The sequence below is a fragment of the Planococcus sp. FY231025 genome, assembly GCF_052078085.1.
In the GTDB taxonomy this organism is placed as follows: domain Bacteria; phylum Bacillota; class Bacilli; order Bacillales_A; family Planococcaceae; genus Planococcus.
In genome coordinates this window covers 15,120-27,291 of the sequence record NZ_JBQJJG010000005.1, presented here as the reverse complement: position 1 = coordinate 27,291, position 12,172 = coordinate 15,120, and the positions used below count along the sequence as shown (strand labels likewise).

Genomic DNA, 12,172 nt, shown 5'->3' with positions numbered 1-12,172 from the left:
CCGAAATCCACTCGGACGCCAGTCAATGCTTGACCGAAGCTTGCGAGGGCAAGTATTTGCGACGAGCTTGCGCAGGAGCACAAGTTCTTTGTTAGTTCGGCGCGAGCCCACGGAACGCGTCCGCCTGAAGTGGAGGATTCGGTATCGCTTCTTGTACAAGCATAATCATTCACTACGAAAAATAAATATTCTTTTGTCTACAAGCTCAAACGCCGGACAGATCAGCCTGTCCGGCGCTTTTCCATTTCTTCTGCAATCAGCCTGTACGACTCCAATTTGTCTTCGAAATCATACGCAATGGTCACGAGCATCACTTCATCCGTTGCATATTCTGCAGCAAGCCTTTCAAGCGCATCCACGACTCCCTTCGGCGTGCCGACAATCGCGCGCTTGCGGTTTTCCTCGACAAGCAGGCGCTCGAATTTGGTATAAGGATAAGCCAACGCTTCCTCCGGAGGCGGCGTCCCTTTGGACGGCTTGTTCTGCGCCCCCATCGCCAACGCCAGATCCATCGAAGAGGCCATACGCTCCGCCTGTTCTTCGGTTTCCTGGCACACAACGAAAATCGCGACGCCCTGGTACGGCTTGCTCCCGTTATAAGAAACAAACCGGTCCCGGTAACTTTTTGCGAAACTCTGCCCGCCTTCGCCGTTGATAAACTGCGCAAACATATACGGCAGCCCTTTTTCTGCAGCCAGGAGTGCCGAACTTTGGCCGGACCCGAGCATCCAGACCGGCGGTGCAGTTTCGGTTACAGGAGTCGCTTTCATGCCGTAATAAGGATGTTCTTCCGGAATGGCATCCTCCAGATACATGCGGAGCTCGTCGATCTGCTCCGGAAACTTCGCCGCGTCGCGCGGCTTGCCGTTGTTCAGCGCATAACTGGCCCGCGGCATACCGCCCGGCGCCCGTCCCATTCCCGCATCAATGCGCCCCGGATAGAGCGCCTCCAGCAGCTTGAAATTTTCCGCCACTTTGAAAGCGGAATAATGCGGAAGCATGACACCTCCCGAACCCAGCCGGATGGTGTTTGTCACCGCACCCAAATGGGCAAGCAGCACTTCCGGACTGGACCCGGCAAGCGTCGGCGCATCGTGGTGCTCGGATACCCAGAAGCGGGTATAGCTCCACTTCTCCGCATGCCCGGCAAGCATTGCCGTTTCCTTTAATGCCTGCTGCGGCGTGCTTCCTTGCGATATCGGCGACTGGTCTAAAATACTGTATTTCAATGCCACATTATTCCTCCTTGCCTATGCTCAATTGACGACATACCCGAGCGTACGGAGCGAACTTCGTATAAAGAAATCCGTCGCCGCCAGAATATCCTCGCGCTCCGGTTCCTGGAACAGATCATGGCTGCAGCCGCTCCATTCCTTATAGCTGAAATCTTTCAGCTCCTGGCCCTTCAGCCAGCGTTTGGCGTATTCCTTATCGGCAATCCGGTCCCTTTCGCCTGTGTGCAATAGCACCGGAATATCCGGGAAGTTCCCTTTGCCCGAAGCTGTCTTCCGCATGTAGGTTTGCAGATCATGATACCATCCGACAGTCATCTGGGTCCTGTAGAAAGGATCATTTTTCTCCGACTCGATGACATCGGGATTGCGCGTCAGGTCCCCGATTTTTATCCCATGGTCGATTTTCATTGCTGCCGTCAATTGGTGGAGCCCTGAAAGAGCGGAAGACAATTTTGATGGTGTCTTCAGCAAATGCAGCCATGGCGACGTGAAAATCGCGCCGGCAATCGGATATGCTTTTTTGCTTAGGACATTCATGGCGATGGTTGCCCCGAGGCCGTGGGCAGCGATGAAAATCGGCAGGTCGTTTCCCTGGGCGACGACGATGCCCAGCTTGACGGATTCCTCGAATTCATCGAACGGTTCATGGTGAGGCTGCCCGCCCGGCACGCCTCTGCCATGGCCCGGCAAGTCTCCCATGATGACGTGATAGCCTGCCGTCCTCCATTGTTCGATAAGCCACGCATATCTCAGGTGATGTTCGTAAGCACTATGTACGAGCACGATCACTGCTTTCGGCTGGACTTTCGCTTCCCATTTCCACAAAGCCATCATCTCCCTTTTCTGTAACTGTACACATTGTTTGGAGCTTTTGCCCGTATTTGATAGGATGGAAGATATCCATATTCCATTTCATCGGAGGTTCCACATGATTTATCCTTATAATGGCAAGCAGCCTTCCATCCATCCTTCCGCCTTTATCGCGGACCATGCCGTCGTCACTGGCGATGTCACCATCGGCGCAGAATCTTCTGTCTGGTTCAATACGGTTATCCGCGGCGACGTTGCCCCGACCATCATCGGCAACCGGACCAATATCCAGGATCTGTGCATGCTCCACCAGAGCCCGAACAATCCATTAGTGCTCGAAGATGAAGTAACCATCGGCCATCAAGTCACATTGCACAGCTGCAAGATCCGCAAAGGCGCCCTTGTCGGCATGGGGTCCATCATCCTTGACGGCGCGGAAGTCGGCGAGGGTGCATTCATCGGTGCCGGAAGCCTTGTTCCGCAGGGCAAAATTATTCCACCGGGCACATTGGCATTCGGACGGCCTGCCAAGATTGTCCGCGAACTCCGTGACGACGACAAGCAGGACATGGAACGCATTGTCCGGGAATACGCAGAAAAAGGCGCATATTACAAATCGCTCCAAAAGAAATGATTGCATAAAGAGCCGGCATCCTGCCGGCTCTTTTCTATGAGATCAGCCCGGATCTCACCGCTACTGCTATCGCCTGCGCCCGGTGGCGGACGCCAAGCTTCTTCATGGCCGAACTAATATAATCCCTTGCCGTAAACTCACTGATTTCCATCTTATCTGCCATCTCTTTTGTGCCAAGCCCGATGGACAGCATTTCAAGCACCTCGATTTCCCGGTTGCTCAGCTTAGCGTGATGGACTTTCGCTTCCTTCGATACAATCGAATTAAAAGCAAGCCGGAAATATTCCTCGATTTTCTTCAGCATGGGCTCTTGAAATGGCTTTTTGCCTGTATAGCCGTCGATCAAAACACAGCCGATCACCATCGAGCCTTTCTTCAAAGGAACGACGAGAAGCGATGATAATTTGTATTTCTCCACGTACTTCTCCGGAAACGATGTACTCTCCGGATTCAGCTCGATATAGGACGCTTTCCGGTTATGTATTGCCGAAAAGACCGGAGGTACATTCCTTACATCTTCCCTTATTTTTTCGGACGGAAACAAGGATCCGTCGCTTTGCAGGAAGAACAGCAGTTCACTCATGTAATTGATTGGCGAATAAGAAAACAGCGATAACCGGGAAAAAGGGAAAAATGAAAAGAAACCCTTCAGGCTCTTCAGAATCTGCTGTTCCTGGTTTTTTTCTTCCGATAATTCGGCCAGAAATTGTTCAAGGTTCAAACTGCTTGCGGGCATGGAGCATCCTCCTCTGATTCCCCTACATTTTCAGGGATATGAAACCGGCGTCAAGTCAATTAAACTGGTGAAGAAAGTCTAGCATCTCCACAAATATTATTTTTTGAATATTAAATCTTTTACAGTTTCATCTTACCTGCCGAACCGCTAAAATTCAATGACTTTAGGAGGGGAAACATGTCTATTCAAGTAGAAGTGCCTGCATATTCACATTTCATAAACGGCCAGCGCCAACCCGCTACGTCCGGTGAAACGTTCGAAGTCTTCAATCCGGCGACCGGCGAAATCGTGGCCCAAGTTTCCAAAGGAAGCGCGGAAGATATCAATAAAGCCGTCGAAGCAGCCCATGCCGCTTTTGAACAAGAGGGCTGGCGAGATATGCCGCCGGCACAGCGCGCAGAGGTCCTGCATAAGATTGCAGATGCCATTGCCGCGAATAAAACCGAATTGATCTATTTGGAATCCCTCACCTCAGGCGGAACAGTCCGCCGCGTCGCCGGTAACGACATCATGATGATCATCGACTTGTTCCAGCAGATGGCGAATTTCGTCAAAGCCTATCCTTTTTCAGAGACATTACCGAATCCCTTGTTTCCCGGACCTGCCCACAATTTTGTCTGGCGCGAACCGATTGGCGTATGCGCCGCAATCACCCCTTGGAATATGCCTTTATTGATCGCTTCCTGGAAAATTGCGCCTGCTCTGGCGACAGGCAACACGCTGGTTTTAAAACCGGCGAGCCATACGCCTGTGTCCACACTGCGCCTGGCGGAAATCATTTCTGAAGTCGTGCCTCCCGGTGTCATTAATGTGGTGGCGGGATCAGGTGCTGAAATCGGCGAAACGCTTGTGCGCCATCCGAAAGTCGGGAAAGTGGCATTCACCGGCTCGACCGAAGTCGGCCGGGGCATCATGAAACAGGCTGCAGATACGATCAAGAACATTACACTCGAACTTGGCGGCAAGTCGCCGAATATCCTCCTGGAAGATGCGGATCTCGAAATTGCATTGCCGGGCACCCTGTTCGGCGTCTTCCTCCACTCAGGGCAGCTATGCGAATCCGGCACCCGGCTGTTTGTGCCAAGTTCCATTTACGATACCGTCATCGAAGGATTGGAAGCGCTTTCAAAAACATTGAAAATCGGCAATCCGTTGGATGAAAACACCGGCGTCGGACCCGTTATTTCACAGCGGCAAAAAGAGACCGTGCTCGAATATATCGAGAGCGGCCTCAGCGAAGGTGCCCGCCTGGTCTGCGGCGGGAAAGAAGCTGTCGTGGAAGGATTGGAAAACGGCTATTTCATCGAGCCGACAATCTTTGCCGATGTCACCAAAGACATGAAAATCGCGCGGGAAGAAATTTTCGGCCCTGTGCTATCCGTCATCCGCTATGACCACATTGATGAGGCGATCGCCATGGCCAATGACACGATATACGGGCTTGCGGGCGGCGTTTGGACCCGAGATGTCAACAAAGCCTATGAAGTCGCGCGGAAAATCAAGGCTGGTGTCATCTGGATCAACGATTGGCATATGCTCCGCAACGACGCACCATTCGGCGGCTACAAGCAAAGCGGCATTGGCCGCGAGATGGGCAAATATTCGCTGGATGCCTATACACAATTGAAACATGTCCATACATCGATGGTGCCTGAACTTGAACGGCGCGTTGCGTACGGGCTGCTGTTCACAGAACCTGGAAAATCGGAATGACCCAATCTGACAAAAGAGGTGAACGACTGTGATTACTACGTATTCAAATTTCGCTTTGACCACTTCAATCCACAGCGGCTCCAATACGCGAGCGATGATTCCAGCCCTGTTTCAGGGGCTTGGCGCCAAACGGGTGGTTTTGTTCAGCGACAAAGGCCTGCTGGATGCTGGCATCGTCGAGAAAGTCGCGGATATTTTCCGCCTGGCACATAATGGCATGGGGCCGGAACTGGTCGGCATCTTTACCGATATCCAGCAGGATGCCGGCAGCGAATCGGTGAACCATGCCATCCGCTATGCACGCGAAATGGCGGCCGATTCCCTCCTCGCACTTGGCGGAGGAAGCGTGCTCGACACGGTTAAAGGCGTCAAGTTTGCCCTTCACCACGGTTTGGCGGATATTAAACAGGCCATACCCGGCGGGCTCGCTTACTACAGCTGGCCGGAAGCGCAATTCATTCCGATCCCGCATATCGCGGTGCCGACCACTGCCGGAACCGGTTCGGAAGTGTCGCCGATCGCCGTCATCTATAATGAAGAAAAGCACGTCAAAACGAACATCATCCATCCGTTCATTGCGGCGAACATAGCCGTTCTCGATCCTGATTTGACGACCGGGCTGCCTCCGTTCATTACGGCTTTCACCGGATTCGATGCGCTGACGCATGCCATCGAAGCACTGGCCTCGCCTACAGCCACCGGTTTCACGGATGCATTCGCGCTGCAGACGATCCGGATGTTCGAAAAGAACATTTCCGAAGCCGTGCACAACGGCCAAAACGTAAAAGCACGCATGGAAATGCTGCAGGCCAGCACGATGGGCATCACGGCGTTCAGTTTCGCCTTGAACGCCATCCCTGTCCACAACCTGGCCCATGCCTACGGGGCGCTGTTCCGCATACCGCACGGCCTTGCCAATGCCGTGTTCCTGCCGCACGTCCTCGAATTGGTCCAGGACCTGTATCTGCCGAAGATCGAAGCGCTTGCTCAAGCGTTGAACCTGGATACACGTGATAAGACGCCGCAGACTCTGCTGATGGACGTTGTCGCAAAAATCCGTGACCTCCAAGCGGATGTCGGGCTGCCGGACGATTTCGCTTCCTATGACATTCCGGAAGATTCGCTTGAAATGACCATTGCCGCTGTCCAAAGTGATCCGGCCGCCATGAACTTCCCGCTGCCGGCACCGTTGATCGAAGCCATCGCGCACCGTGTGTCGAGCATCAAATCACCGCAGGAAACATAAAAAAGACGGCCAGCATTTCGCTGGCCGTCTTTCAGATTGTTGAGAAACCCTCTTTAGATAAGTTAATAAACGAAATAAACTTCAGACCTCGCTTCGGCCGCTTAGGGCATGGCTTTCGCCATGAGCCGCGAAGGACACCCGTCTCATAGCAAAACCCTTCTGCTCCTGCACCGCTGCGCTAGCTTCGTCGCAAATAAAATGGCCCAAACTGCTTTTGGGCCATTTTATTGCCTAGCCCGTGGACGCGCCGGCGCTGGTTTCACTCTTAAAAAACTTGTCGCTTTTTCCGTTTTAGTAGAGCTATCTGAGATATAAAGCAAAACAGCGGAGACGCCTGCGGGACAGCGAGATAGCCGAGACCCCGCAAGTCGCGTAAGCGACTGAGGAGGCTTGGCGCTCGCCCGCGGCAAGCGAAGCTGTTTTGCGGAATATCGATTAAGAGACAAGTATTTAATTTCTTTTTCAACAATTTAAAAAAGACGGCCAGCATTCCGCTGGCCGTCTTTTCTTGTTATTAAGCTTGGTTCTTGAAGATGCCTGACTGTTCTCTAAGAGCTTCCACTTTGTCAGTGCGCTCCCAAGGAAGGTCGACATCCGTGCGGCCGAAGTGGCCGTAAGCTGCTGTCTGTTTGTAGATCGGGCGGCGAAGATCAAGCATCTTGATGATGCCGGCCGGGCGCAAATCAAAGTTCGCACGGACAAGATCGATCAATTCCTCTTCGCTGACTTTTCCGGTTCCGAACGTATCAAACGCCAATGATACCGGGTGAGCTACGCCGATTGCGTAAGCCAATTGCACTTCACAGCGGTCAGCAAGTCCTGCTGCCACGATGTTCTTCGCTACGTAGCGGGCAGCATAAGCTGCTGAACGGTCAACTTTCGTTGCGTCCTTGCCGGAGAATGCCCCGCCGCCGTGGCGTGCATATCCGCCGTACGTATCAACGATGATCTTGCGTCCTGTAAGTCCCGCATCTCCTTGTGGTCCGCCGATAACAAAACGGCCAGTCGGGTTGATGAAGTATTTTGTTTCTTCGTCCATCAATTCAGCAGGAACCACTTCATTGATGACAAATTCCTTGATGTTGCGCTGGATCTGCTCAAGCGTCACTTCCGGATGGTGCTGAGTCGAGATGACAATCGTATCCACACGAAGCGGCTTGTTGTTCTCATCGTACTCGATCGTCACTTGTGTTTTGCCGTCGGGGCGCAAGTATGGAAGGATTTCTTCTTTGCGCACTTCAGCCAAGCGGCGAGCCAATTTATGTGCCAATGAAATCGGAAGCGGCATCAATTCTTCGGTTTCGTTTGTAGCGAAACCGAACATCAAGCCTTGGTCCCCTGCTCCGATATCGTCCAATTCTTTATCAGTCATTTGCCCTTCACGCGATTCAAGCGCTACGTTGACACCTGCAGCGATATCCGGCGATTGCTCGTCGATTGCTGTCAGGACTGCACTTGTTTCAGAGTCGAAGCCGTATTTAGCGCGTGTATAGCCGATTTCACGGACTGTTTCACGCACGACTTTCGGGATATCTACATAAGTAGTAGTCGTGATTTCGCCTGCCACTAGGACAAGGCCTGTCGTTACAGTTGTTTCGCACGCTACACGTGCATTTGGATCTTCTGTTAGGATGGCATCCAAAATGGCATCTGAGATTTGGTCACAGATTTTATCCGGATGTCCTTCTGTTACTGATTCTGATGTGAATAATCGACGGTTTTTCAAAATGTGTTTCCTCCTTATATCCTGCGAGATTGCTCTCGAAATTGATACGGTACTCGTTTCCCATGTCAAGTCCGTTCCGTGAGGATTGAACTTCAAGCCGTTGTGGCCTTTGTACACGAGGATTAAGGGCAATTTCATAAAAAAATCCCATCCAGCATCTGCATGTGGAAAGGAGAAATCATCATAAGCACCTTTCACTCTTATCGTCCAAGGTTGAGACCTTGCTTCAGGTTTGGCACCTTCTCTGCATGCAGCAGCAGGTTGCCGGGTTTCATAGGGCCTGTCCCCTCCACCAGCTCGGAATAAGAGTATCCGTTCAATGTTCCATCTTACGGAAAGTGCAAAGTGATGTCAACGATTTTAATCGAATAAAAACAGGTTCTTCTATTAATTGAACCTGTTCGCACCCAACATGGGGAAAATATGTTACTTTTTCGTGTCAACAGGGTATTAGTATAGACTAATGACCATAATGTGTTATACTAATTTACGAAATATACAACCTCCCCATCTTTATGGGAATAACCGAAAAGGAAGGTACATATAAATGAATCCAGTGAACTTCGCAAACAACTTAAAGGATCTTTTAAATGGCCAAAACGTCCGTGTCCAATTATCCGTCCCACAATTAATCGAGGCGGCAACATCCCGCGGAGAAGCTGTATTGACTAAAGACGGAGCGGTGAAAGCCGAGACCGGGAAATACACCGGCCGTTCGCCTAAAGATAAGTATATAGTAGAAGAGCCGATTTCTAAAGACAAAATCGACTGGGGTTCAGTAAACCGCCCGATTTCTTCTGAAGTCTTCGAAAACCTTTACGCTAAAGTGATCGACCATATGAAGCAAAAAGATGAACTATACGTATTCAAAGGCTATGCAGGGGCTGACCCTGAATCCCGTTTGGGCATCCAGACGATCAACGAATACGCTTGGCATAACCTTTTCGCCCACCAGTTGTTCATTCGTCCGACCAAAGAGGAATTGGCGAGCCACGAATCGCAATTCACGGTCGTATACGCTCCGACGTTCCATGCAGACCCTACTGTGGACGGTACTGACTCAGAAACTTTCATCATCGTTTCGATGGAGAAAAAGATCATTTTGATTGGCGGAACAGAGTATGCTGGCGAAATGAAAAAATCCATCTTCTCGATCATGAACTACCTGCTTCCTGAACAAGGCATCCTTCCTATGCACTGTTCAGCAAACGTTGGCGAAGAAGGCGATGTCGCATTGTTCTTCGGCTTGTCCGGAACAGGGAAAACGACTCTTTCCGCAGATGAAGACCGCAAGCTGATCGGCGACGATGAGCACGGCTGGTCGGATAACGGCGTCTTCAATATCGAAGGCGGCTGCTATGCAAAAACCATCAACCTGACGCGCGAAAACGAACCGCAAATCTATGATGCCATCACATTCGGCGCTGTACTTGAAAACGTGGTAGTGAATGAAGAAACGCGCATGCCGGATTATGCAGATGGTTCATTGACAGAAAACACGCGTGCAGCTTACCCGATCCATGCAATCAAGAATATCGTCTACCCTTCTGTTGCAGGACATCCGAAAACGATCGTCTTCCTGACAGCTGATGCATTCGGCGTATTGCCTCCAATCAGCAAATTGACAAAAGAACAGGCAATGTACCACTTCCTGAGCGGCTACACTTCAAAGCTTGCCGGAACTGAGCGCGGCGTCACTTCACCTGAAGCGACTTTCTCGACATGCTTCGGATCGCCTTTCCTTCCATTACATGCTACAGTTTATGCTGAAATGCTGGGAGACAAAATCGATGAGCACGGCGCGGATGTCTTCCTTGTCAACACAGGCTGGACGGGCGGCGAGTACGGCGTCGGAAGCCGCATGAAGCTGTCTTACACGCGCACAATGGTTCGTGCAGCGATCAAAGGCGAACTCCACAACATCGAAACTGAACAGGAAGCTGTCTTCGGCCTTCAAATGCCGAAAGAAGTACCTGGTGTGCCGACTGAAGTCTTGAACCCGCGCAATGCATGGGCTGACAAAGCAGCATACGACCAAAAAGCGAAAGAGCTTGCAGAGAAATTCCAGGAAAACTTCAAGAAATTCGGTACTGTCTCCACTGACATCAGTGTCCAAGGCGGACCGGTCCAGAAATAATACCAAAAAAGCTATCCTCCGGGATAGCTTTTTTTATTGGTGCCAACTCAGACAAATCGCTGTCGTTGCTCGATTCTTTAAGATTTTATCAATCCTTTTCCATCTTTTTATCACTGATAAACCATGCTCCTGCATCGCTTCGCTAGCTTCGTCGCAAAGACTTGACCTCGCAAGCTTCGGTCAATGTCTTTCCTGCCTTCTCATCCACTCCGCCAATGCGCGCGCTGTCTTGCGGTTTGCCGCAGGCGGGAAGAAATGCGTATACTCCGGAAAATACCAGGTCTCGTGTGGCTGTCCGTTCATCTTCAAAGCCTCTTCAAGCAGATAGGCTTGCCCTGGTGAGACATTCTCGTCCTTCAAGCCATGGATGATCAGAAACGGCGCATCCGTTTCATTAAGCCGCAGCAAGGGGTTCCGCTCCTCGTATGCGGAAAGTGCCGTATTCGGCGTGCCGTCATACAGGCGCTTCATCATCCGCCGCATATCCGGCCGCTCTTTATACGTCAGCACGGTATCTGTCACCCCTGCCCACGTAACCACAGAGGTGATGTCATCCCGCAGGACGGCTGTCCATAAGGCCATGATGCCGCCCCGCGAGAAAGCCAGCACATGGATGCTTCCTTTGCAGAATTGTTTCAGCACATCGACGCCGTAAACTGCGTCCCATCTGTCCGCACCGGCAAATTCATCCCGCCCTTCCCCGCCGCGGTTGCCGCGGTAATACGGCGCGAAGATGATAAATCCTTGCGATGCAAACTGGGCGATACGGGCCGGGCGGACCATGCCAATCGATTGGATGCCGCCGCGCAGATACAGGATGCCGCTGTAGTTTCCCTGCTTTTTCGGTTCCGCCAACAAGCCCTTCACTTTCAAGCCGTCTGACCAATAGACGATTTCTGATAGCCGCACGTGCGGGTTCGGGGAAGGATAGATTTTCTTTGACTCAATCGTTCCATTTTCCAAGCTGCTCCACCTTCTTTATGATTTCTTTCATGCCTTCATCTTTCATTAAAAAGCTGAAGGTTTCACCAAGCTCCAGCCGTTCTGCCAGTACAAGCCCGTCTGTCTCCATCTGCTCGATCCGATCCAGCCGCTCGATGTCACCGAGAAAGACGGTCTTACAGAACGGCGGCTCCGCGGCCACCACGTATTCGGCGAACCAAGCCAATCCGGATACGACCGCTCCGGTTTCTTCATATACTTCCCTTACTGCCGCCTCCGTTAAACTTTCGTCCGGTTCCTGTTTGCCGCCTGGAAATTCCAAGCCCCGCTCTTTGTGCTTGGTCAGTACCCATTGCCCCCGGTATTTAGCAATGACCAGTACATGCCTGCTCGGTATGTCGAATGCCCCCGGCGCAAACGACAGCCGGCATTCCACGCCATTCAAATCTGTGTATCTCATCGAGTTCACTCCTAGTATCAAAAAAAGCGTACACTGAGTGGTCAGCGTACGCTCCAGTATGTTCATTTTACTTCTTTTCACCAAGAAATGCAGACAACATCCATGAATGTTTCTCCAAGTTCTGATGGATGGCGTTTAGAAGATCTTCTGTCATGTCATCGCCGTCTTCAGCCGCAAGTTCCATCCCTTTTTTCAAGGATTTCATGATCTTGTCATAATCCGTAACGACGGTATCCACCATTTCTTCTGTGCTTTCCTTGCTCGTCGCCTCTTTGACTACCGACAGCTCGAGCTGCTCTTTCATCGTCGCCACCGGCTTGCCGCCAAGTGCAAGTAGCCGCTCTGCGAGTTCGTCCATATGCTGCGTTGCTTCGTTATACAGCTCCTCGAATTTGACGTGGAGCGTAAAGAATGACGGCCCTTTCACATACCAATGGAAATTATGTAATTTCGTATAAACGACCGACCAAGTTGCGACTTGTACATTCAATTCCTTGTTCAATTCTGCTGACATCCAAAACCACTCTCCTAAT

At 51.3% G+C, this 12,172-nt stretch carries 11 protein-coding genes and 1 riboswitch; of the genes, 4 read left to right on the top strand and 7 right to left on the bottom strand.

All coding sequences use genetic code 11. The features are described 5' to 3' along the window. Positions 1-221: 221 nt before the first annotated feature. On the bottom strand, positions 222-1,235 hold the full coding sequence (locus ACTL32_RS06530; protein ID WP_441340712.1) for an LLM class flavin-dependent oxidoreductase: 1,014 nt from the start codon (positions 1,233-1,235) through the stop codon (positions 222-224). A 21-nt stretch (positions 1,236-1,256) separates the two neighbouring features. Next, a complete protein-coding gene (locus tag ACTL32_RS06525) occupies positions 1,257-2,066 on the bottom strand; it encodes an alpha/beta fold hydrolase (protein WP_441340711.1) in 810 nt (269 codons plus the stop codon). Positions 2,067-2,163: 97 nt separating this feature from the next. On the opposite strand from ACTL32_RS06525, the gene ACTL32_RS06520 reads away from it, so the two are divergent. Then, entirely contained in the window at positions 2,164-2,679 is a 516-nt protein-coding gene (locus ACTL32_RS06520; RefSeq protein WP_441340710.1) for a gamma carbonic anhydrase, read from the top strand. 34 nt (positions 2,680-2,713) lie between these two features. On the opposite strand, the gene ACTL32_RS06515 is transcribed toward ACTL32_RS06520, so the two are convergent. After that, positions 2,714-3,415 carry a response regulator transcription factor gene (locus tag ACTL32_RS06515; protein WP_441340709.1) on the bottom strand — a complete coding sequence of 234 codons (702 nt, stop codon included), beginning with the start codon at positions 3,413-3,415 and terminating at the stop codon, positions 2,714-2,716. Between the two features lie 177 nt (positions 3,416-3,592). On the opposite strand from ACTL32_RS06515, the gene ACTL32_RS06510 reads away from it, so the two are divergent. Beyond that, positions 3,593-5,128 (top strand): aldehyde dehydrogenase family protein, encoded by a 1,536-nt coding sequence (locus ACTL32_RS06510; protein WP_441340708.1) that lies wholly within the window; start codon positions 3,593-3,595, stop codon positions 5,126-5,128. A 28-nt stretch (positions 5,129-5,156) separates the two neighbouring features. Beyond that, positions 5,157-6,374, top strand: a complete 1,218-nt coding sequence (locus tag ACTL32_RS06505) for an iron-containing alcohol dehydrogenase (RefSeq protein WP_441340707.1) — start codon at positions 5,157-5,159, stop codon at positions 6,372-6,374. Positions 6,375-6,888: 514 nt separating this feature from the next. Here the strand turns inward: ACTL32_RS06505 and metK are convergent. After that, positions 6,889-8,103, bottom strand: coding sequence for a methionine adenosyltransferase (gene metK, locus ACTL32_RS06500; protein ID WP_204890669.1), 1,215 nt, complete (start codon positions 8,101-8,103; stop codon positions 6,889-6,891). 194 nt (positions 8,104-8,297) lie between these two features. After that, positions 8,298-8,409, bottom strand: a riboswitch (SAM riboswitch). Positions 8,410-8,647: 238 nt separating this feature from the next. Here metK and pckA point away from each other — a divergent pair. Next, positions 8,648-10,237 carry a phosphoenolpyruvate carboxykinase (ATP) gene (pckA, locus tag ACTL32_RS06495; protein WP_441340706.1) on the top strand — a complete coding sequence of 530 codons (1,590 nt, stop codon included), beginning with the start codon at positions 8,648-8,650 and terminating at the stop codon, positions 10,235-10,237. A gap of 180 nt (positions 10,238-10,417) precedes the next feature. Here the strand turns inward: pckA and ACTL32_RS06490 are convergent, their stop codons facing one another. The 3 genes from ACTL32_RS06490 to ACTL32_RS06480 all read right to left on the bottom strand — a co-directional run bounded on the left by ACTL32_RS06490 (position 10,418) and on the right by ACTL32_RS06480 (position 12,153). Further along, positions 10,418-11,200: an alpha/beta hydrolase family protein gene (locus ACTL32_RS06490; protein ID WP_441340705.1), complete on the bottom strand. Its 783-nt coding sequence runs from the start codon at positions 11,198-11,200 to the stop codon at positions 10,418-10,420. Next, positions 11,181-11,639 (bottom strand): NUDIX domain-containing protein, encoded by a 459-nt coding sequence (locus ACTL32_RS06485; protein WP_441340704.1) that lies wholly within the window; start codon positions 11,637-11,639, stop codon positions 11,181-11,183. Before ACTL32_RS06485 ends, ACTL32_RS06490 begins: the two co-directional genes overlap by 20 nt. A gap of 67 nt (positions 11,640-11,706) precedes the next feature. Next, positions 11,707-12,153 carry a Dps family protein gene (locus ACTL32_RS06480; RefSeq protein ID WP_441340703.1) on the bottom strand — a complete coding sequence of 149 codons (447 nt, stop codon included), beginning with the start codon at positions 12,151-12,153 and terminating at the stop codon, positions 11,707-11,709. Between the last annotated feature and the right edge of the window lie 19 nt (positions 12,154-12,172).